The sequence below is a fragment of the Pseudomonas sp. H1_G08 genome, from assembly GCF_054681355.1.
Map to the genome: position 1 here is coordinate 5,561,146 of NZ_CP162822.1, position 21,650 is coordinate 5,582,795.

Here is a 21,650-nt window from a genome sequence, read left to right on the forward strand (position 1 = left end):
TCCTTGCGCAGTCATGGGGTTTGTTGGCTGATCTGGTTGCCGCGAATGATTTCCACCGCAGGCCTGGGCGCCGCGCCGGCACTGGCGGTGGCAGGTGCTTTTTGCGCGCTGCCCAGGGCGAGTTGAGTGAACTGGAAAAGCTGGCTATTGGCCCGATCCAGGTGCGCGGGCGATTGCGCTTCGCCGGCCCAATATTTGGCCAGCCGCTGTTCTTCGCTGCTGCGCACCGCGAGGCGCAACGTGCCGACTTGAGTGGCCAGCATCAGACGACTGAGCAGTTGTTCCGGCACCGCCAGCACCACGGTGCGTGCGGCGATGCGGCGTTGGTCCTGTTTGATTTTTTCTTCGGCGCTGAGGCTGGGCGATGCCGGTTGGCCGTCATTGGTCAGGCCGTACTGATCGCCGATTCCGAGCACGCGCAAGGCAGGAACGGCGATCTGCGCCGACTGCTGCAGGTTGCTCGCGTCCTCGCGCAGATACAGCAGCACATCAACGTAATCGCCCGGCAGCAATTGCCCGGCGCCACCGATCACTTCGTCAACGGCCACGGTCAGCGCGCGTTCGTCGCGGCGAATCATCCGCGCCAGCGCACCGCCGGCCTGGAAGCTTTCGTCATTGAGCCAGGTGCCAGTGCTGAGGTGGCGCCAAGGCGTGCGGCCGACAGCTTGTTCGATGCTGCTGAGGCTGCCGGCCGGTGCGCTGCGCAGTTTTTCCACGGTTACATCGGCGGCGGTCAGCGGCGTGAACGGCGCTACATCGTGGAGCAGCACCACCACCGGTTGGCGGGTCTGGTCTTCGGCAATCGCGACAGTCTGTTCAATGCTGACCGCTGGGGCGACGGGCGCCTCGGCGACCGGGGCCGGCTGACGACTGAGCACCAGCCCCCAGTAACCGACAAAAACCGCGCCGAGCAACAGCAACGCGGCTAGGCCCATGGTGACGCGACTGTTCATGACGGCTCTCCCTTTCCTGCTGCACAACCGACTGCATTTGCTTGCGAAAGGCGGACTGAATCGGCAGCTATGAACATGCAACTATTTCGCTATTTCCAAGCTAGCTGATCCAAGCAAAAGCGCCATTAGTGACAGGCAAAATAACCGTACCAAAGTGTGAGTCTGGCCGGTTAACAGCGGGAAATGGCCGAGACACGTTGGGATTAATGCTTTGTGATTAATGCGTTCTTACAGTTGTTGGGCGGGGGTTTGTTGACAATGCTCAGGTGGCACGGTGGAACCTTGCCGCGGTGGTGATGTCGGCGCCAGAGGCGCGAAGGAGTGGACCTATGTTTCGTATGACTTTTGATTATGTGATCGCCAAGGCTCGCGCGTTTGCCCGCAGTGAAGAGGGTGCTTCGGCGATCGAGTATGCGATTGTGGTGGCGATGGTGGCTGTGGTGGTTGTGGCGTTCGTCACTCCGCTTGGAGACAGGGTATTGGCGATCTTCAACAATATTCTGACCTCGCTCGATGGTACGGCTGTGACTCGGCCAACGCCCTGATCTTGTGAACACTGCACCTGGCTGATATCGCACTACACTGGATTTACCTTTCAGTATTCAGGTATTGCCTATGAACGCGTCTTCGTCGCCCCGCCAACAACTGCTTCTGGTTGATGATGAAGAAGACGCGTTGCTGGAGTTGGCGGAGTTGCTGGAGGGGGAGGGGTTTGTCTGTCATACCGCGACGTCGGTGAAGCTCGCGCTGCATCATCTGACCCGGCATCCGGATATTGCTTTGGTGATTACTGATCTGCGTATGCCGGAGGAGTCGGGCATGTCGCTGATCAGGCGGTTGCGTGAGCATACGTCGCGGGCGCATTTGCCGGTGATTGTGATGTCGGGGCATGCGGATATGGAGGATGTCAGCGATATGTTGCGGTTGCAGGTGCTGGATCTGTTTCGCAAGCCGATTTATCACGTGAGGTTGTTGGAGACTCTCGATAATCTTTTTCCCAAGCCTAAGGTTCAGGGTGGGTGAACTCGGCGGCCTTTGGGCCGACCGTGTTGGTGGGGGTTTGGGTGAGTATCCGTTGCTTCGGGTGCTGCGGCTGGCGGTTTCGCCTGACGGCGACTTACTTTTTTACAAGCGCCTAAAAAAGTAAGCAAAAAACGCTAGCTCCTGCGTTCGGCCCTCGCAGGCTCGGGTTCCTTCGCTCCGGGACTGATCCGGGCGCAGCGGCTCCGGTTTGCTTCGCTGCACCTCCTTCCGCTGTGTCTGGCTGCGCCAGACGGTCGCTGTGCTCCCACGCCCAGATCAATCCCTCCACTCAGCCTTCCGACGTCGCCGGTGGATCAAGATCAAGAGCACTCGAGCTTGCGCTCATTGTTGAGTGGGGCGGCTTCGCCGCGGGCAGCTGCGCTGCTTTGCTTTTGCTTTTGCTTTTGTGGGAGCGAGCCTGCTCGCGAAAGCGGCCTGGCAGCCGACCCATTCCTGCCTGATGTACATGAATTCTGTGGGAGCTGGCTTGCCAGCGATGGCGGCCAGTCAGCCAACAACGCTCTGCCTGTCTCACCACCTTCGCAACCAGCCTCTTGCTCTTGTCACTCCGGCACAAGCCTGTCCAGTACGCGGTTGACCGCCAGTTCGCCCAGCATGATCACCTGTTGTATCCCCAACAGGGAGCTGCGCTGTGGTCCATCGATAAATCCGGCGAGGTCGCTGGCCATGATGCTCGCCGAGGCCAGTGATTCGCAGGCATGCACCAGCAGGGTTTCGTTGTCCGCAGCCGGGTCGACGATGAACAGGGTGCTGGGTTTGCGCGGTGCAGCGGGGTCTTTGATGAGGCGGGGGTTGAGGTAGTAATCGATGGCGCGGTCGGCGGCTTCCTTGAGTTTTTGCGCTTCGACGAGCGGGTCGGCGAAAGTCGGATCGGCAAGGGGTGGATCGGGCGTTATCTTTTTCACGGGCTCAGTCTCCTTGTGGAGTAAGGGCCGCAACCTCTCGCTGCTAAACGATAAGGGTGGCAGCTGGACGCAGGTTAGCAGACCGATGAGCCACGAAATCGGCGCGCCCGAGGGCGCCCTGCGCACAGCCGCCATCAAGCACAGGAATGTATTCCAGACTGATAGAACTGGTGCAACGTGGTATCGGCGAGCTGCTAAACCCGACCACTGATGAGCAGTGGCAGGCAAACGATAGAACCCGCGCCCCAGGCGCACAAGCCGGCGGATTCTGGCGTAGCCGTAGGCAATGGCGCAAGGATTTGTAGCCTGTTGCGAGGTAGCGTGGCCTGTGTTTAAACGGCTGGTTTAAGCGCTGCGATAAATCGGTTGAATAGCCGAACCCTTTCGCGAGCAGGCTCGTTCACACAGGGACGGCGGTTGTACTCAGCAACCATGAACACCGCCGAATCTGTGGGAGCGAGCCTGCTCGCGAAGGCGGTGCGTCAGTCAAAAAAATCCTGACTGACACACCGCTCGACCATCACAACTGATAACTGAAACTGATGCTGTACCGAGGCTTGCGATTGAACGTATCCAGTGCTTCATCCGACATCGCCTTCGCCACTTCCAGCGCCACGTTGTAATACTTGGCATCACCAAAGCGCAGCCCGACGGCGGTCGATGACAGGTTGTTGGCCTGCACCGGCAGTTGGTTGAACCAGCTGCGCGAGCGGTCGACAACTACGTAGGGTTGCAGGATGCGCACCCAGTTGCCGTCGCGGTTGAAGCTGTAGTTGACCTCGTAAGCCACGCCCCAACCCTTGTCGCCCGAGGCCTGGTCGTCGGGGTAGCCACGGCCGAAGTTCTGCCCGCCGAACACGGCGCGTTCGCTGTCGGGCAAGGTGTCGTCGCTCCAGTACAGCGCCGCCGAGAGCACGCCTTGCCAGTTGTCGAGGAACTTGTCGCTCTGCACGCCGGACAAGCGCACGCGGAAAAAATCCAGGTCGATGTCGTCGTAGTTGGTGTGTGCGCCGAGGCTGTCGAAGCCCTGGTAGACGCCGGCACTGAGGATGCGCAGTTGGCGGGCGTCGGCCTTGCGCCAGTCGCCTTCGAAAGCCAGGGCGCGGACGTCGGTGCGCAGTTCGGTGCTGAAGGGAAAGTTGATGCCGTCGTAGCGCGTCTTGTCGTCGACCGCATACAGGCGTGAGCCGGCGGTGAGCAGTTCGTTGGCGGAGGCGATCAGGGGCGTGCTGAAGCCGATCGAGTAGCGATCGTTCTCACGGTGGGTACTCAGGCGTCCGCCACCGCCGACCAGCACTTCGGTGTCCGGGTCGGCGCGGTAACGCGAGGCCGAGACGTTGAGTTGCGTGCCCTCGGTATCGAGGAACTGGCTGTAGTCGAGACGGTAGTAATGCTCTTTGTCGTCGCCCGGTGGGAACAGGCCGCTGAGGCTCAACTGTTCGCCCATCGACGTCTGCGAATTGCTGCTGACACCGAGCAACGCCTGCGGGCCGTTACGGTTGTCTTCGGTGGTGCTCAGGGTGCTGGTGAACGGTTTGCGACTGGCCTGGGCAACCAGGGTGGTCGCGCCATCGGTGGTGCCCGGCGGTGGCACTTGCGCTTGGATGGTCACGCCAGGAATACGGCTCATCAGCGTGGTGTAGCGCTCGAAGGTTTTGCGCGTCAGCGGGCGTTCGGCCTGGATTTTCGCGGCGAGTTTGTCGAGCAGACTTTTGACCCGGCCGATGTCGCCCTGCATCTGAATATCGCGCACATAGCCCTCGACCAGCACCACGCGGGCCACGCCGTCATCGAAGTTCTGTTGCGGCAGGAACGCGTAGGACAACAGATAGCCGTCCTGCTGATAGCGACGGGTGATGTTGCGCGTGGCTTCGATCAGTTCGGCAAGGCTGGCCTGACGGCCGATCAGGGGCTTGTAGATTTCCGCGAGTTCGTTGAGCGGGTAGATCGTGCCGCCTTCGATCTGCACGGTCTTCAGGTTGACCTTGGTTTCCATCAGCAGTGGCTGCGCGGCGGTCGCACCCGGGTCCGGCACTTGCAGCGGCGCCGCGCTCGGGCGATAGGCGTCGGCGGGCAGGTTGGGAACGGGCAGGTTGCGGATGGTTTCGTTGCTGTTGAGAAAGCTGGGCAAGGTGTCGGCGAGGGCAGCGGAACTGAGGCTCAGGCACAGCAGGGATGCCAGTACGCGCATAGGGACACTCCATGGTCAGAACACAGCACAGGGCAGATTTTTCCTTAGAAAAAAGGCGGAAGACTCGTGGGAATCTTCCGCCCTCAACCAAGCGTAGGCGCTGTAGGTAAGGCCGTCGAATCGGCCAGGTGCAATTTAGCGTTTGTTGCCGCCCAGCGCGCCGGTCAGGCCGCCGAGTACCCCGCCCAGGCCACCGGTTGCCGTGCCGCCGCCAGTGGCAGTGCCGCTGTTGACCAGACCACCGACCGCTGCCACGGTGCCGCCGACGTTGGTAACCAGACCGCCGACAGCAGTGGTGACCGGGTTGTTGGTGGCGGCAATCGCTCCGCCGAGATTGCCGACTGCGGCGCCCACCTGATTTGTAAGACCAGCGACCGGAGTGCCGAGACCGGTAGCGGCGCCGACTTGTTGAGTGACAGTGGTCACCGCGCTGGTGACCGGATTGAGGCCGGCTCCGACTGCGGCGCCGACGCTGGCCAGCGGCGAGGTGGATGCAGTAATCGGTGTGCCCGAACCACCGAGTACGGTGTTGATCGAAGCAATCGTGTTGCCCAGCCCGCCGGCGGTGACGCCGCCGGCACTGACCACGCCGCTGGTGCTGCCGGCATTCAGACCGCTGCCGACGTTGACCACCGCACCACCGACAGTTTGCAGCAGACCGGTGCCGCCCAGCCCGCCACCGATGCCGCCACTGCCCGAGCCAGTGCCATTGGACACCAGACCACCCGCTTTGCCGACCGCCGTGCCGGTGTTGCTCAGGGCGCCGCCGAGGGTGTTGGTCAGGGCATTGCCGCTGCCTGCGTCGGTGACTTTGCCGCCAAGGCTGTTCACCGTGCCGCCCACCTTGGAGATCACCCCTTTGAGCGGATCACCCAGACCGGTGGCATCGCCGAGTTTGTCGGTGGTGCTTTCGACCATGGCGATCACCGGTACCAGGCCGCTGCCGACCTTGTCGGTCAACTGGCTGGTCGGGCCGCTGGTCATTGAGGTGTTGAGGGTGTCGCCAAGCATGGTGACTTTTTCGCCGATGCCATCGACCAGCGGCGCCACGCGGGTGACTACACCGCCAACGACAGGAACGCTGCGGGTCGCTGTGTTGAGTTTGACGCTGAGGTCCGACACGCCGTAGCCAACATCGGAAACCACGCCGCCAACCGAGGCGACGGTGGTGGTCAGGCCATTGGGGTCAGTGGCCAGTTTGCCGATGCCATCAGTGACGCCATCGCCCAAGGTGCTGACCACGTTGCCGGTGGTGTTGGCCAGGCTTTGCACGATGCCGCCAGCGACCGGAACAGTGCTCAGCGAATCGCCGATCTGGCCGACGCCATCGCCGACACCGCTGACGGTTTTGCCGACATCCTGAACAAGTGTTGTGGTCACCAGCGAAGGTGCAGCGGGATTGGTCGGGTTGGTGGGATCGGTCGGGTCTGTCGGATTGGTTGGATTGGTCGGATCGGTGCCGCCGCCAGTGCCGCCAGTACCACCGGTTCCGCCACCTGTGCCACCAGTGCCGGCAGTATCGCCGCCGGTTCCGCCGCCCGCGCCACCGCTGCCATCGGTACCCGCCGTGCCGTCCGCCGTCGAGCTGCCCGAACTGCTGCGATGACCGCCACCGCCGCTGCTGCAGCCGACGAGGCCGACCGAAAGAATCAGTGCCAGCGCGATTGCCGATTTGGACCACATCACTTGAGTTTTCATGATTGAGATTCCTGCACCTGTCACAACGTTACGTTGCCTTCGATGGCTCGCCGATCTGTCGTCGGCGATGCCTCGTCCGTGGCTGTAATCTCAGTCGAGGGCAGGTTTTTCACCATTCTCAAGTTGGTATTAACCCCTTTATATAGAGGGCTCGGCGCTATGCCGAAGGACTAATACCCAGGTAATAAACGGGCAAAAAAAAGCCTTGAAATTCAAGGCTCGGTTTTTTGCAAAGCAGCGGGCAGGGCGCGGAAAAACTTAAGTGATATATACACAATTAACGGGTTTTTCCGCCCCGCCAGATCAGGCGATCGGTTGCCACTGACCGACCATATGTTCCAGGGCGCCGGCGCCGATCAGACGCAACTCACCGCTGGATCCCGCGGCACTGGCCAGCAATGTCACTTCACTGGGCAGGCGCACCGGTTTGCGAAAGTGCACGGCGATTTCCAGGTTGGCTTTGGGTAGGTGATCGGAGAGTGCCGCCAGTGTGCGTGCCTTGTTCCACAGTCCATGGGCGATCGCGGTGGGGAACCCGAACAGTTTGGCGCTCGCTGCACTCAGGTGAATCGGGTTGTAGTCGCCGGAGACTTTCGCATACTGGCGACCGATATCGGCCGGCGCAGTCCAACGCGTCACCTCAAGCAAATCCTGCGACGGCTGCCAGTCCTGTGCCAGCGCCTCGCCCTCGAGTTTCACCCCGCGACAGAGCATCCGGCTTTCGGCTTCCCACAGCGGCCCGAGCTGATCGTCGAGGGTGGTCAACAGATCGAACGTCGCGCCCTTGGCATGTGGTTGCAGGTTGTGCACGCGCACGCTGACTTGCGCGCGACTGATCGCGCCCATTGGCCGCAACACGCGGATGCGGTTGCTCAGGTGAATCAGCCCCAGCAGCGGGAAGGGAAAATCCCTGGCCGTGAGCAATTGCATCTGCAAGGCGAAGGCGAGGATGTGTGGATAGGTCGGCGGCAGCAGGCCGTCATCGACGAAACCGCAGACCTTGCGATAAGCCGTCAGCCGTTTGCTGTCGATATCGACCCAGCAGCGCAGGCCGCTGTCGGGCAGTTGCGTACCGGTGATTTTGCGTCGCGTCGCTGCGCGCGAATAAAGCCCCGGCAGACTCGGCTCGCGATCCAGCGTGTGCCATTCGATGCTCATCTTTATGCCCCCAGAACACTTTGCCCGCAGACCCGCAGCGCCTGCCCGGTGAACGCGCCCGTGCCCGGTTGCGCCAGCCACGCCACGGCTTCGGCGACGTCCTGCGGCAAGCCACCCTGGCCCAGCGAACTCATGCGCCGCCCGGCTTCGCGCAGGCCGAATGGGATGTGCGCAGTCATTTGCGTTTCGATGAACCCGGGGGCGACGGCGTTGATGCTGATGCCGCGTTCCAGCAGCGTCGGCGCCCAGGCCTGGGCCAGACCGATCAGGCCAGCCTTGCTCGCCGCGTAGTTGGTTTGCCCGCGATTGCCGGCGATGCCGCTGATCGAGGCAAGCAGGACCACCCGTGCGTTGTCGCGCAGGGTGCCGCTGTCGAGCAGCGCCTTGGTCAGCACTTGCGGGGCATTGAGGTTGACGGCCAGCACCGCGTCCCAGAATTCCGGGGTCATATTGGCCAGGGTTTTGTCACGGGTGATGCCAGCGTTGTGCACGAGGATGTCGAGGCCGTCGGGCAGCTGTTCGATCAAGTGCACGGCGGCGTCATCGGCGCAGATATCGAGGGTGATCGCCCGGCCGCCGAGGCGCGCGGCGAGGGCTTCGAGATCGGTTTTGGCCGGCGGTACGTCGAGCAGAATCACCTCGGCGCCATCGCGGGCGAGGGTTTCGGCAATCGACGCGCCGATGCCGCGCGCAGCACCGGTGACCAGCGCCTTGCGCCCGGCCAGCGGTCGGGTCCAGTCGGTCACTGGCGTGGCGCACGCGGTCAGGCGAATCACCTGGCCGGAAACGAATGCGCTTTTCGGCGAGAGGAAAAATCGCAGCGGGCCTTCCAATTGATCCTCGGCACCTTCGCCGACGTAGATCAACTGCAAGGTGCCACCGCCGCGCAGCTCTTTGGCCAGCGAGCGCGAGAAGCCTTCGAGTGCTCGCTGCGCACTGGAGGCGAACGGATCACCCAGGCTTTCCGGAGCACGGCCGAGAATCACCAGGTGCGCGCTATGGTCGAGGTTCTTCATCAATGGCTGGAAGAACTCGCGCAACTGCTTGAGCTGGTCGGTGTGTTGCAGACCGCTGGCGTCGAACACCACCGCTTTGAGTTTCGGCCCGTGGCCGGGGATCCATGCAGTGGCCAGCGAGGGCTCGGTGCCGTAGCTGTAGATTGCATCGGTCAAGCGATTGGCAAACACGCTGATCCGTTCGGCCAGCGGCCCGCCACCGATCAACAGGGCGCCCTCGATCGGCCGCAGACGCCCCGCCTGCCAGCGTTCCAGCCGCACCGGCGACGGCAGGCCCAAGGCCCCGACCAGACGATGGCCGAAGGATGAGTTGGCGAAGTCGATATAGCGGTCAGACATGGAACGCTCTCCAGAAGTTGGGGTTCAAAGTGTGGACTGCCTATGGCAATCAATCGTTCGATCGGCGCAATAAGGCCTACGCTGGTTTAGCAGAGTAGACCACTGACCCTGTGGGAGCGGGCTTGCCCGCGATAGCGGAGTGTCAGCCGCTGAAGGGTTGGGAGTGCCGCCCCCATCGCTGGCAAGCCAGCTCCCACAGGTTTCCATGTGAATCCGCAAATTCCACAGGAGTTATCCATGACCCAGCTGCGCCGCGTCGCGATCATCGGCGGTAACCGCATCCCTTTCGCCCGCTCCAACGGGCCGTACGCCACGGCCAGCAATCAGGCCATGCTCACCGCCGCGCTGGAAGGCCTGATCGAACGCTACAACCTGCACGGCCAGCGCATTGGCGAGGTGGTGGCAGGCGCGGTGCTTAAATTGTCACGGGATATGAACCTGACCCGCGAATGCGTGCTCGGCTCACGCCTGTCTCCGACGACACCGGCCTATGACATCCAGCAAGCCTGCGGCACCGGTCTGGAGGCGGCGTTGCTGGTGGCGAACAAGATCGCCCTCGGCCAGATCGCCTGCGGCATTGCCGGCGGCGTTGACACTACTTCCGATGCGCCGATCAGCGTCAGCGAAGGCCTGCGCAGGATTCTTCTGCAGGCCAACCGCGCCAAGAGTACCGGCGACAAACTGAAAACCCTTTTGCAGTTGCGCCCCCAGCACCTGATCCCCGAATTCCCGCGCAACGGCGAGCCACGCACTGGCCTGTCGATGGGCGAGCACTGCGAACTGATGGCGCAGACCTGGAATATTCCCCGCGAAGAACAGGATCAACTGGCCCTCGAAAGCCACCACGAACTCGCCGCTTCCTACAGCGAAGGCTGGCACAACGATCTGATGACGCCGTTCCTCGGCCTGACCCGCGACAACAATCTGCGCCCGGACCTGACCCTGGAAAAACTCGCCACGCTGAAACCGGCCTTCGAGAAAAGCGCCAAGGGCACGCTGACGGCGGGCAATTCCACGCCGCTCACCGATGGCGCTTCGGTGGTGTTGCTCGGCAGTGAAGAATGGGCCAGAGAGCGGGGTCTGCCGATCCTCGCTTATCTGCGCGACGGCGAAGCGGCGGCAGTGGATTTCGTCAACGGTGCCGAGGGCCTGCTGATGGCGCCGGTGTACGCCGTGCCACGCTTGCTGGCACGCAATGGGCTGACGTTGCAGGATTTTGATTACTACGAAATTCACGAAGCCTTCGCCGCGCAGGTCTTGTGCACGCTCAAGGCCTGGGAAGATCCCGAATATTGCCAAACCCGCCTGGGGCTCGACGCACCGCTGGGTTCGATTGATCGCAGTCGGCTCAATGTAAAAGGCAGTTCGCTGGCGGCGGGGCATCCGTTCGCCGCAACGGGCGGGCGCATTGTCGCGAATTTGGCCAAGCTGCTGGATGCGGCGGGCAAGGGGCGAGGGTTGATTTCGATCTGTGCGGCGGGCGGGCAGGGTGTCACCGCGATCATTGAACGCTGAAAAAGCCCTTCACCCTAACCCTCTCCCAAAGGGAGAGGGGACTGATTGGGGGATGCTAGAAATCGACGCCGACCTGAGCGCCCTTCACCGAATCCAGAGATGCGATTCAAACCATAAGCGCTGCGGTCTGTCAGGTCGATGTATTACGGGAGACACCTCGGTCGGCCCCCTCTCCCTCTGGGAGAGGGCTGGGGTAAGGGCAACTGAAGTTCGCCGACCATGTCAGATTCTGTCGCAAATACCCTTGCCGACCGATACCAATCAATGCCACGGTCTCGGCTATGATTCGCCCGGGTCGCTGCGATTGATCCGGCACAGTGTGTGCATCCTCAAGGTTCACAGGTCGGCAACCCCTCCCCGTCGGGCGAGGATTGCCGTATAACGAGTGACATTCGCGTGTTTGGTAATAAAGGACCCACAATAAAAGCTGATGAAGACTCCAAAACGCATTGAACCCCTGATCGAGGACGGTCTGGTCGACGAAGTGCTGCGCCCACTGATGAGTGGCAAAGAGGCAGCTGTTTATGTAGTGCGCTGCGGCAATCAGTTACGTTGCGCCAAGGTCTACAAGGAGGCGAATAAACGCAGTTTCCGCCAGGCGGCCGAGTATCAGGAAGGCCGCAAGGTTCGTAACAGTCGTCAGGCGCGGGCCATGGCGAAGGGGTCCAAGTTCGGTCGCAAAGAGACCGAAGACGCCTGGCAGAACGCCGAAGTGGCGGCGCTGTTCCGTCTGGCCGGCGCCGGCGTGCGAGTGCCCAAACCCTATGACTTCCTCGACGGCGTGCTGTTGATGGAACTGGTGGCTGACGAATTCGGCGACGCTGCGCCGCGTCTGAACGATGTGGTGCTGGAGCCGGATCAGGCGCGCGAGTATCACGCGTTCCTGATTTCGCAGATCGTGCTGATGTTGTGTACCGGTCTGGTGCACGGTGACCTCTCCGAGTTCAACGTGCTGCTGACACCTACCGGCCCGGTCATCATCGATTTGCCCCAGGCAGTCGACGCTGCGGGCAACAACCACGCGTTCAGCATGCTCGAGCGTGACGTTGGCAACATGGCTTCGTACTTCGGTCGCTTCGCGCCGGAATTGAAGAAGACCAAATATGCCAAGGAAATGTGGGCGTTGTACGAAGCCGGCACCTTGCACCCGAACAGTGTGCTGACCGGTGAGTTCGACGATCCGGAGGACCTGGCCGATGTCGGCGGGGTGTTGCGCGAAATCGAAGCGGCGCGCCTCGACGAGGAACGCAAGCAGGCCATTCGCGCGGCGGACGACGCGCCGAAAGGCAAACCCGAAGAACCGCCTCCACCGCCGTGGATGCAGTGATCGCGTGATGAAAAACCCGGCTTCGGCCGGGTTTTTTGTTTGAGTCAAAAAGCACCCTCACCCCAGCCCTCTCCCGGAGGGAGAGGGGGCCGACCGAGGTGTCTTGAGCCATACATCGACCTGAAAAAACCGAGTCGATCATGGATTCAACGGAAAACGTTCAGGTCGGTGTATTTCCCAAATATCCCCCAATCGGTCCCTCTCCCGGAGGGAGAGGGGGCCGACCGAGGTGTCTTTAGCCATACATCGACCTGAAAAAACCGAGTCGATTATGGATTCAAAGAAAAACGTTCAGGTCGGTGTATTTCCCAAATATCCCCCAATCGGTCCCTCTCCCGGAGGGAGAGGGGGCCGACCGAGGTGTCTTTAGCCATACATCGACCTGAAAAAACCGAGTCGATTGTGGATTCAAAGAAAAACGTTCAGGTCGGTGTATCTCCCAAATATCCCCCAATCGGTCCCCTCTCCCTTTGGGAGAGGGCTAGGGTGAGGGGGCTTTCGGATCCTGGCTTATTCGCGTCTACTGTCCAGCGCTCCAACCACACTCAAGGACTGAATGTGACCACCCCACGCAACACCCACCTGATCGTAACCGCCCGGCTGATCTCCGATTTCGGCGCCTTCCTCAACATGGTCGCGCTCGCCACCTACGTTTACCTGTTAAGCAACAGCGCCATGAGCGTCGGCGTTTTCCTTGCCAGCCGCGTCGGTGGCGGAATCTTCGCCAGTCTGATTGGCACACGCTTCTACCGACGCTGGCAGGGCCGCGCGCCGCTGATTGCGTTCGATCTGTTGCGTGCGGCGCTGCTGGGGCTGCTGTTGATCACTCCGGCGAGTCAGCAGGCGTGGCTGTTACCGTTGATTGCCTTCGGCCTCGGCCTGGGCAATTCGATGTTCGCCATCGGCCTCAACAGCCAGTTGCCGCGTTTGATCGCGCCAGCGCAGTTGCTCAAGGCCAACGCCTGGATCACTTCAGCCTCTTCAGCCGCCATGGTCGGCGGCAGTCTGGTGTCGGGGTTGCTGGTGGCTGCTTTTGGTTTCGAAACGGTCTTCGCCCTAAACGCGCTGACCTATGTGCTCGCGGCTCTGCTGATCGTGCCGCTGCGTTTCGAAAAAAACGATGTCATCGAACAGCCGGAGCGCGGTGAATGGTTTGCGCTACGGCAGGGCCTGCGTTCGGCGCCTGTGGTCGCGGCCATGCTCGCGGTGACTATGGCTGATACCTTGGGCAGCGCCGCGCACAACGTCGGCTTCCCGATCATTTCGAAACTGCTCACGCCGGAGGCGGCGAGTACGACCTTGGGCCTGGCGCTTGCGGTATGGGCCAGCGGCAAACTGCTCGGCGCACGCATCGCCAGTCACCTCAAGGGCTCGGAGAACAGCCACCTCGAAAGAAGATTTTTCTGCGGCGTGGCGCTGATGTCCTGCGGTTTCATTCTGATGTTCCAGCAGCACAGCCTCTACGGTCTGCTGGTGTTCGCCTTGCCGGCGGGGCTTGGCGACGGGGTTTCCGAAGTCAGCCTGATGTCACGGCTACAACGGGAACCTGCGGCGTTGCGCCTGCCGATTTTCAGCGTGCTGACCTTGCTGCAGATGAGCGGTTTCGGCATCGGCATGTTGGTCGCTGCGCCGTTCTATGCGTGGTGGACGCCGGGGGCCGTGGTCATGCTGTTCCACGGCATTCCCCTCGGCACCCTGTGCGTGGTGACGCTGTTGCGGATCAGGCGCGAGCGGGTTGCGCGCAGCAGCCCGACGCCAGCTCCTTGAGGATCGGGCAGTCCGGGCGATGGTCGCCGCTGCAATGCTCGACCAGATCCTGCAGGGTGTCACGCAACTCGCCGAGCTCGCGGATCTTCTGATTCAGCTCGTCGATGTGCTGGCGCGCCAGTGCTTTCACATCGGCGCTGGCACGCTGGCGATCCTGCCACAGGGTCAGCAGCTTGCCGACCTCTTCCAGGGAAAAGCCCAGATCCCGCGAGCGCTTGATGAACGCCAGCGTGTGCAGGTCATCGCTGCCGTACACGCGGTAACCGCTGTCGGTGCGATTGGCCGCTTTGAGCAGGCCGATCGATTCGTAATAGCGGATCATTTTTGCACTCAGGCCACTTTGTCGGGCCGCTTGGCCGATGTTCATCGGTGTTCCTCCAGGTCCTTGGGTTTCCAGGTTTTCAACAGTAGCGCATTGCTCACCACGCTGACGCTCGACAGCGCCATCGCCGCACCGGCCAGCACCGGATTGAGGAAGCCGAACACCGCCAGCGGAATGCCGATCAGGTTGTAGACAAAGGCCCAGAACAGGTTCTGGCGAATCTTCGCATAGGTCTTGCGACTGATCTCCAGCGCTGCCGGCACCAGTCGCGGATCGCCGCGCATCAACGTGATGCCGGCCGCGTGCATGGCAACGTCGGTGCCGCCGCCCATGGCGATGCCGATGTCGGCGGCGGCGAGGGCCGGGGCATCGTTGATACCGTCGCCGACCATGGCAACCACGCCGGTTTTCTTCAGATCGGCCACCGTCGCGGCTTTGTCGGCCGGCAGCACTTCGGCGTGGACATTTTGGATGCCCAGAGCCTCGGCCACCACCCGTGCGCTGCCGCGATTGTCGCCGGTCAGCAGGTGGCTCTGGATACCCCGCGCGGCGAGTTGTTGCACCGCTTGCAGTGCGCCGGGTTTCAGCGTGTCACCGAAGGCGAACAGACCCAGTACCTTCGGCTCAGGACTTTGTTCGATCAGCCACGACAGTGTCCGACCTTCGCGTTCCCACGCTTCGGCGGATGTGCTCAATTCACCGGCATTCAAGGCGCTTTCGTCGAGCATCCGCCGGTTGCCCAGCGCCAGGCGCCGGCCATCCAGCGTGCCGGCAATGCCGCGCCCGGTCAGCGCCTGGCTGTCGCTGACATCGGGCACGTTCAAGCCGCGTTCGGCGGCTGCATCCAGCACGGCTTTGGCCAACGGATGCTCGCTGCCGCGCTGCAAGGCACCGGCCAGTGTCAGCAGATTGTTTTCGTCACCATCGACCGCGCTGAAGTGCGCGATACGCGGCGTACCCGAGGTCAGCGTGCCGGTCTTGTCGAACACCACCCTGCTGACTTCATGGGCGCGCTCCAGCGCTTCGGCGTCCTTGATCAGAATGCCGTGGCGTGCGGCGACGCCGGTGCCGGCCATGATCGCCGTCGGGGTGGCAAGGCCGAGGGCGCACGGGCAGGCAATCACCAGCACGGCGACGGCATTGATCAGCGCAGTTTCCAGCGGTGCGCCGTACAGCCACCAGCCGATCAGCGTGGCCAGGGCGATCAGCAATACGGTCGGCACGAAGATCTGGCTGACCTTGTCCACCAGTTTCTGGATCGGCGCTTTCGCCGCTTGCGCGTCCTCGACCAAACGAATGATCCGCGCCAGCACGGTTTCCGCGCCGAGCGCCTGGGTGCGCACCAGCAAACGACCTTCGCCGTTGATCGCGCCGCCGGTGACCTTGTCGCCCGGCTGTTTCGGCACTGGCAGGCTTTCGCCACTGATCAGCGCTTCGTCGGCGTGGCTCTGGCCTTCGACGACTTCGCCATCCACCGCGAAGCGTTCGCCGGGTTTGACCAGCACCAGATCGTCGAGGCGCAGGGCGCTGATCGCAACGTCCTGCTCACGCCCGTCGATGACTTGAATCGCGCGCTCCGGCCGCAACGCTTCAAGAGCGCGGATGGCGCTGGCGGTCTGACGTTTGGCGCGGCTTTCGAGATATTTGCCGAGCAACACCAAAGCGATGACCACCGCCGAGGCCTCGAAATACAGATGCGGCATGCGTCCGGCGGCGCTGGCCCATTCATAGACACTCAGGCCATAACCGGCGCTGGTGCCGAGGGCGACGAGCAGGTCCATGTTGCCGGCACCGGCGCGCACGGCTTTCCACGCCGCAACATAAAAGCGTGCGCCGAAGATGAATTGCACCGGTGTGGCGAGGGCGAATTGCGCCCAGGCCGGGAGCATCCAATGAATGCCGAACGGCTGCAGCAACATCGGCAGCACCAGCGGCAGAGCGAGGGCGATCGCGCAGATCAATGCCCAGCGCTCGCGATGCAGGCGTTTTTGCTGGTCATCGGACTGTGGCCGTTCAGCTTGCCAGACGCTGGCCGAGTAACCGGCCTTGCTCACCGCGTCGAGCAGGGTTTGCGTATCGACCTGGCCGAGCAATTCGAGGTGCGCACGTTCATTGGCCAGATTGACGCTGACGCTGCTCACGCTTGGGACTTTGCTCAGGGCGCGTTCGACGCGACCGACGCAGGACGCGCAGGTCATGCCGTCGATGCTCAATTCGACGGTTTGCCGGGGCACGCTGTAACCGGCGCGCTCCACGGCTTGCATCAGCGCCGGCAGGCTGTCGCCGGGCGCCTGCACCCGGGCCTGTTCGGTGGCGAGGTTGACACTGACGGCACTGGCGCCGCTGACCTTGCGCAGCGCCCGCTCGACACGCCCGGCGCAACTGGCACAGGTCATGCCGGCAATCGGCAGATCGAAAGTGGTGGATTCGGACATCGGTCGCGCTCCCTGTAGTGGATGTCTACAGGATCAACCTTGCCATGCGGGCAAGGTCAAGCACCATTCTTGTGGGAGCGAGCCTGCTCGCGAATGCGGTGCATCATTCAGCAATCATGTTGGCTGACCCGGCGCTTTCGCGAGCAGGCTCGCTCCCACAGGTCGAGGCGGTTGCTCAATAACCCAGGCCTGCAGGTTTCAGGTACACGCCTTCGGCATTCATCGCCAGGCGGAACTTCAGCACATCCCCGGCGTGCAGCACGACTTCCTGCGAGCCCGGTGCGAGCATCCCGGGGTTGCAACCCGGTGCCTGGCCCGGCAGCAGTTTCAAGCGCAGCGAAACCTTGCCCGGCGGCAGGTTGAACGACGTGCTCTGCTCCTGGAACAGGCGCGCCGAGAGCTGGTCCTGGATGTACACGCCGATCTCGCACGAGGTCGCCACTTCGAGGCGCTCGCGGGAAATGATCAGTACCGCGTAATCCTCGCCGGCGGCTTGCACCTGCGGGACGGCGGCGAAAAGGCTGAGCAAGCCAAACAGGCCCAAAGCTGACCAGCGCATGGCTGAATCTCCTGAATTTCAGTCATTGATACACGCAGCTTGGCCGAGCGCAGCGCCGATTGCCAGCCCGGCAGTTTTTCGCAGAACTTGACCTTGCCATCGTGGCAAGCTCGAGACTGCCGGCAAACTCACTCAAAGGAGTCTTCCCATGCAAGTGTTCAACGTTCAAGGCATGTCCTGCGGTCATTGCGTCAAAGCCATCACCACTGCGGTGCAGGCGCTGGATCCGGCAGCCAGCGTGCGCGTCGATCTGGCGGCCAGGGAAGTCGGCGTCGAGAGCGCGCTGAGTGCCGATCAGGTCATCGCAGCGATTCGCGAAGAGGGTTATGAGGTGAAGCTCGTCTGAAATTGATCGTTAGCGAGCTATCGGAATGTTCAAGGCGTCCGGGCGCGGCTAGACTGTCGGGCTGCGACTTGCCCACCTGGATGCCTGATGAATTTCCGCACGATTTTGATACTCGGCGCCTTGAGCGCCTTCGGTCCTTTGGCGATCGACTTCTATTTACCTGCCTTCCCGGCCATGGCGCTGGCCTTCGGCACCGATGAGCAGCATGTCCAGCTGACGCTGGCGGCGTACTTCCTTGGTCTGTCTCTGGGCCAACTGGCTTACGGGCCGATTTCCGATCGTTTCGGCCGGCGACTTCCGCTGCTCAGCGGCGTTGCTCTGTTCACCCTGGCGTCATTGGCCTGCGCCTACGCGCCGAGCCTGGAATGGCTGATCGGCGCGCGTTTCGTCCAGGCACTCGGTGGTTGTGCGGGCATGGTGATTTCCCGCGCGGTGGTTGCCGACAAGTGCGACGCGGTGGGCTCGGCGAAGGTGTTTTCCCAGTTGATGCTGGTGATGGGGCTGGCGCCGATTCTGGCGCCGATGCTCGGTGGGCTGCTGGTCAATACCACGGGTTGGCAGTCGATCTTTCTGGTGCTCACCGGGTTCAGTGCGGCGGCGGGTCTGGCGGTGGCGTTGGGGCTGCCGGAAAGCATGCCGGCCCATGTGCCGCGCCAGCCGTTGTCCGGTGCGTTGCGCCAGTACGCGCGACTGGTCAAGGATTCGGTCTACCTCGGCCACGCCCTGACCGGCGGCATCGCGATCGCCGGCATGTTCGCCTACATCGCTGGCTCACCGTTTGTGTTCATCAAGCTCTACGGTGTACCCGCCGAGCATTTTGGCTGGCTGTTCGGCACCAACGCGGCGGGGTTCATTCTGGTGGCGCAGGTCAATGCGCGTCTGCTGGCCAAGCGTGGCCCGGCGTTCTTGCTGGTGCGCGCGGTGTGGGTGTATTTCCTCGCCGGGCTGACGCTGTTGGCGGTCAGCGCGATGCGTCCAGAGGCGTTGTGGCCGTTGCTGATTCCGCTGTTCATCTGCATTGCCAGCCTCGGCTGCATCATTCCCAACGCCTCAGCTTGCGCAATGAACGGTCAGGGCGCCCGTGCCGGCAGTGCATCGGCAATGCTCGGTTGCCTGCAATTCAGCATCGCCGCCGGTGCCGCCGCGTTGGTGGGGGTGTTGCACGATGGCAGCGCCGTGCCGATGGCGATGGTCATCAGCCTGTGCGGTTTGCTGGTGGTGAGCGTCGCGCTGCTCACCCGGCGCTTGCAGAATGCCCGGGCGTTGGCGCAAGCCCAGGTTTGACGCTCTGCCTGGAAAGCTCAGCCGGCGGCGCGCTGCTGGCTGGGTTCGGGGATTCGGTGGGGCGCGCAGAGTCGCGCTTCGAGGGTGCGAGTGAAGGCCAGAGCCTCGGCTTCACTGCGAAAGGTCACGACGTGCTGGTCCAGGCGCACCTGCCATTGGGACTTTGCCACTTCTTTTATCAGGATCTTCATTGCTGACCTCCCTTGCGTAAAAGATGTATCGCAGAGGCTTCGATTGTAGACCTCGATACCCGCGTAATTGTGACAAGGGTCAAGCAACCGACTGACGGCAAAAAGCCCCGCAACCGCTCTGGCATCACGAGCGGTTGCGGGGCTTTGTTTTTTTAGAAACCTTCTAAAACAATTTTCCCCTTGGCCTTGCCGCTTTCCAGCAGCTCATGGGCGCGTCGCAGGTTGGCTGCGTTGATCACACCGAAGTGCTCGCCCAAAGTTGTCTTCAAAGTGCCGGCGTCGATCAGTTCGGCGACGCGGTTGAGCAGCTTGTGCTGTTCGATCATGTCCGGCGTTTCGAACAGCGAGCGGGTGTACATGAACTCCCAGTGCAGCGACAGGCTCTTGCGCTTGAGCAGGCTGATGTCGAGGGACTTCGGATCGTCGATCAGCGCCAGCTTGCCTTGCGGCGCGAGGGCTTCGACCAGTTGCGGCAGATGCTGATCGGTCTGGGTCAGGCTGGCGACGTGGGTCACGCTGTCGATGCCGGCGCGCTTCAATTCTTCGCTCAGTGGCTGGCTGTGATCGATGACCAGATCGGCACCGAGTTCGCTGACCCAGTCACGGGTCTGTGGGCGGGAAGCGGTGCCGATCACTTTCAGGCCGGTCAACTGCTTGGCCAATTGGGTAAGGATCGAGCCCACTCCGCCCGCCGCGCCAACGATCAGCAGGCTCTGACCCTCATCATTGCTGCCTTCGCTGATTTGCAGGCGCTCGAAGAGCAATTCCCACGCAGTGATCGCGGTCAGCGGCAGCGCGGCGGCTTCGGCAAAACCGAGGGACTTGGGCATGTGGCCGACGATGCGCTCATCGACCACGTGCAACTCGCTGTTGCCACCGGCCCGGGCGATCGAACCGGCGTAGAACACCTTTTCGCCCGCCTTGAACAGGGTGACTTCGCTGCCGACCGCCTTGACCACACCGGCAACGTCCCAGCCCAGCACTTTCGCCGCGCCGTTTTCCGGTGCCATGTTCTGCCGCACTTTGGTGTCGACCGGGTTGACCGAAATGGCTTTGACCTCCACCAAGAGGTCGCGCGGGCCGGCGACCGGCTCTGGCAGTTCAATGTCCTGCAGGGACTTGGCGTCGCTGATCGGCAGGGAAGCGTAATAGGCAATGGCTTTCATAAATGGCTCCGTACAGTTGATAGAAGAAGGATTCAGGCAATCTTGCCGAGGCGTTTGAGCTGGAAGTGTTCGATGGTGTGGCCGGCGCTGGCCTGAAACTTCTGAAAATGCGCGCTGGCGTTGTGCGCCTCAAGAATCTCGTCACTGGCCCACTGTTCGATGACATAAAAAACCTGCGGATCGGCAAGGTCGCGGTGCAGGTCGTACTGGCCACAACCGGGCTCGGCGCGGCTCGGTTCGACGAGGGCGCGCAGCGCCTGTTCGAGAACGTCCTGCTGACCGGGTTTGGCGGTCAGGGTGGCGATAGCGGTAAAGGGCTGGGACATGTGCGGACTCCAGAATCGGGATGAATTCGATGGAGGCCATCATTGGCTATTTCTCTGCGCGATAAAACCGGCTAAAAGAGCAGTCTCTTTCAATATTTTTTTGATAATCGAGGCTGCGCATGCTGCGTTTTGATGACTTGCAGTTGTTTGTTCGCGCGGCGGATCTGGGCAGCCTGTCGGCGGCGGCACGGGTGATGGACATGTCCGCGGCGGTGGCCAGCGCGGCGTTGAAGCGCATCGAGCAGCAACTCGGTGCGCGGCTGCTGGCGCGGTCGACCCGCAGCCTGCGCCTGACCGCCGAGGGCGAAGGCTTTCTTGAATATGCCCGCGCCGCCCTGAGCAATCTCGACGAAGGGCGTCGCCTGCTCGCCAGCGGACAGGATCAGGTCAGCGGGATTTTGCAGCTTTCGGCGCCCTCGGACTTCGGCCGCAATCTGCTGCTGCCGTGGCTCGACGCGTTCCAGCGTGAACACCCGAAGCTGACGGTGCGCCTGCTGCTTGGCGACCGCATCGCCGACCTGTTCCGGCAACCGGTGGACATCGCCCTGCGCTACGGCGAGCCGGAAGATTCCAGCCTGATCGCCTTGCCCATCGCCCCACACAATCGCCGGGTGTTGTGCGCATCCCCCGATTACCTGGCCCGGCAGGGCGAGCCGCGCCAGCTCGAGCAACTGGCCCAGCACAACTGCCTTTTGTACATGCTCGGCAGCCGCGTCCACGACCACTGGAGTTTTCACGATGGCAAGCGCGAAGTCGGCCTGACCGTCAGCGGCGACCGCTTCAGCGATGACGCCGACGTCGTGCGGCTGTGGGCGCTGGCCGGTGCCGGTATCGCTTACAAGTCCTGGCTCGACGTCGGCGCCGATGTGCTCGCCGGACGCCTCAAAGTGCTGATGCCGGAACTGCTGTGTGAGCGCGCACCGCTGAATCTGTTGTGCGCTCATCGCGCACAATTGAGTAAGCCGGTGAACCTTCTGAGAGAGATGCTCGCCAGCCGATGCGCCGAATTGAGTAGCCAATTTCCCGGTTTCCTCAAAGTTGATCATTAGTCGCAGGCAATTAGAGAAATTTCTGTCAGGAACAATCGCCACCTGCCCAGGCCCAGGCG

20 protein-coding genes are annotated in these 21,650 nt (G+C 62.3%); 8 read left to right on the top strand and 12 right to left on the bottom strand.

What is annotated here, in order from left to right; all coding sequences use genetic code 11:
* Positions 1-11: 11 nt before the first annotated feature.
* The gene (gene cpaB / locus AB4N85_RS25095; protein ID WP_256811979.1) at positions 12-953 is read right to left on the bottom strand and encodes a Flp pilus assembly protein CpaB; all 942 of its coding nucleotides are present in this window, start codon (positions 951-953) and stop codon (positions 12-14) included.
* A gap of 329 nt (positions 954-1,282) precedes the next feature.
* Here cpaB and AB4N85_RS25100 point away from each other — a divergent pair, with 329 nt between their 5' ends.
* Both AB4N85_RS25100 and AB4N85_RS25105 read left to right on the top strand, forming a co-directional pair.
* Positions 1,283-1,498 carry a Flp family type IVb pilin gene (locus tag AB4N85_RS25100; RefSeq protein WP_370593582.1) on the top strand — a complete coding sequence of 72 codons (216 nt, stop codon included), beginning with the start codon at positions 1,283-1,285 and terminating at the stop codon, positions 1,496-1,498.
* A 70-nt stretch (positions 1,499-1,568) separates the two neighbouring features.
* The gene (locus AB4N85_RS25105; protein ID WP_041480644.1) at positions 1,569-1,976 is read left to right on the top strand and encodes a response regulator; all 408 of its coding nucleotides are present in this window, start codon (positions 1,569-1,571) and stop codon (positions 1,974-1,976) included.
* A gap of 563 nt (positions 1,977-2,539) precedes the next feature.
* On the opposite strand, the gene AB4N85_RS25110 is transcribed toward AB4N85_RS25105, so the two are convergent.
* From AB4N85_RS25110 to AB4N85_RS25130, 5 genes are all read right to left on the bottom strand, one after another.
* Positions 2,540-2,902, bottom strand: a complete 363-nt coding sequence (locus AB4N85_RS25110; RefSeq protein WP_041479635.1) for a DUF6124 family protein — start codon at positions 2,900-2,902, stop codon at positions 2,540-2,542.
* Positions 2,903-3,422: 520 nt separating this feature from the next.
* Complete coding sequence (locus tag AB4N85_RS25115; protein WP_071174303.1) at positions 3,423-5,093, bottom strand: ShlB/FhaC/HecB family hemolysin secretion/activation protein; 1,671 nt, start codon at positions 5,091-5,093, stop codon at positions 3,423-3,425.
* Positions 5,094-5,228: 135 nt separating this feature from the next.
* Complete coding sequence (locus AB4N85_RS25120) at positions 5,229-6,791, bottom strand: collagen-like triple helix repeat-containing protein (protein WP_460066303.1); 1,563 nt, start codon at positions 6,789-6,791, stop codon at positions 5,229-5,231.
* A 303-nt stretch (positions 6,792-7,094) separates the two neighbouring features.
* Positions 7,095-7,949: a MaoC family dehydratase gene (locus AB4N85_RS25125; RefSeq protein ID WP_095180890.1), complete on the bottom strand. Its 855-nt coding sequence runs from the start codon at positions 7,947-7,949 to the stop codon at positions 7,095-7,097.
* Positions 7,950-7,951: 2 nt separating this feature from the next.
* Positions 7,952-9,304, bottom strand: coding sequence for a 3-oxoacyl-ACP reductase (locus AB4N85_RS25130; RefSeq protein WP_252887270.1), 1,353 nt, complete (start codon positions 9,302-9,304; stop codon positions 7,952-7,954).
* Positions 9,305-9,541: 237 nt separating this feature from the next.
* On the opposite strand from AB4N85_RS25130, the gene AB4N85_RS25135 reads away from it, so the two are divergent.
* The 3 genes from AB4N85_RS25135 (at position 9,542) to AB4N85_RS25145 (ending at position 13,913) form a co-directional block, all read left to right on the top strand.
* Positions 9,542-10,819, top strand: a complete 1,278-nt coding sequence (locus AB4N85_RS25135; protein ID WP_460066307.1) for an acetyl-CoA C-acetyltransferase — start codon at positions 9,542-9,544, stop codon at positions 10,817-10,819.
* 430 nt (positions 10,820-11,249) lie between these two features.
* Positions 11,250-12,146, top strand: coding sequence for a PA4780 family RIO1-like protein kinase (locus AB4N85_RS25140; protein WP_016771829.1), 897 nt, complete (start codon positions 11,250-11,252; stop codon positions 12,144-12,146).
* 558 nt (positions 12,147-12,704) lie between these two features.
* Positions 12,705-13,913, top strand: a complete 1,209-nt coding sequence (locus AB4N85_RS25145) for an MFS transporter (protein WP_460066311.1) — start codon at positions 12,705-12,707, stop codon at positions 13,911-13,913.
* Here the strand turns inward: AB4N85_RS25145 and cueR are convergent.
* The 3 genes from cueR to AB4N85_RS25160 form a co-directional block, all read right to left on the bottom strand.
* Positions 13,867-14,280 (bottom strand): Cu(I)-responsive transcriptional regulator, encoded by a 414-nt coding sequence (cueR, locus tag AB4N85_RS25150; RefSeq protein ID WP_016771827.1) that lies wholly within the window; start codon positions 14,278-14,280, stop codon positions 13,867-13,869. The two genes, AB4N85_RS25145 and cueR, sit on opposite strands and share 47 nt — an antisense overlap.
* Entirely contained in the window at positions 14,277-16,670 is a 2,394-nt protein-coding gene (gene cueA / locus AB4N85_RS25155) for a copper resistance metal-translocating P1-type ATPase CueA (protein WP_460066314.1), read from the bottom strand. The genes cueR and cueA overlap by 4 nt, the downstream gene beginning before the upstream one ends.
* A gap of 175 nt (positions 16,671-16,845) precedes the next feature.
* Complete coding sequence (locus tag AB4N85_RS25160; RefSeq protein ID WP_024011458.1) at positions 16,846-17,229, bottom strand: hypothetical protein; 384 nt, start codon at positions 17,227-17,229, stop codon at positions 16,846-16,848.
* 148 nt (positions 17,230-17,377) lie between these two features.
* On the opposite strand from AB4N85_RS25160, the gene AB4N85_RS25165 reads away from it, so the two are divergent.
* Positions 17,378-17,575: a cation transporter gene (locus AB4N85_RS25165; RefSeq protein WP_150638131.1), complete on the top strand. Its 198-nt coding sequence runs from the start codon at positions 17,378-17,380 to the stop codon at positions 17,573-17,575.
* Between the two features lie 87 nt (positions 17,576-17,662).
* A complete protein-coding gene (locus AB4N85_RS25170; RefSeq protein WP_024011460.1) occupies positions 17,663-18,859 on the top strand; it encodes a multidrug effflux MFS transporter in 1,197 nt (398 codons plus the stop codon).
* 17 nt (positions 18,860-18,876) lie between these two features.
* Here AB4N85_RS25170 and AB4N85_RS25175 read toward each other — a convergent pair whose 3' ends face one another.
* From AB4N85_RS25175 to AB4N85_RS25185, 3 genes are all read right to left on the bottom strand, one after another.
* A complete protein-coding gene (locus AB4N85_RS25175) occupies positions 18,877-19,050 on the bottom strand; it encodes a hypothetical protein (protein WP_016771823.1) in 174 nt (57 codons plus the stop codon).
* A gap of 152 nt (positions 19,051-19,202) precedes the next feature.
* Positions 19,203-20,216, bottom strand: a complete 1,014-nt coding sequence (locus tag AB4N85_RS25180) for a zinc-binding alcohol dehydrogenase family protein (protein WP_460066319.1) — start codon at positions 20,214-20,216, stop codon at positions 19,203-19,205.
* Between the two features lie 32 nt (positions 20,217-20,248).
* Complete coding sequence (locus AB4N85_RS25185; RefSeq protein ID WP_125917567.1) at positions 20,249-20,542, bottom strand: putative quinol monooxygenase; 294 nt, start codon at positions 20,540-20,542, stop codon at positions 20,249-20,251.
* Positions 20,543-20,661: 119 nt separating this feature from the next.
* Here AB4N85_RS25185 and AB4N85_RS25190 point away from each other — a divergent pair, with 119 nt between their 5' ends.
* The gene (locus AB4N85_RS25190) at positions 20,662-21,591 is read left to right on the top strand and encodes a LysR family transcriptional regulator (protein WP_252879382.1); all 930 of its coding nucleotides are present in this window, start codon (positions 20,662-20,664) and stop codon (positions 21,589-21,591) included.
* Positions 21,592-21,650: the final 59 nt, after the last annotated feature.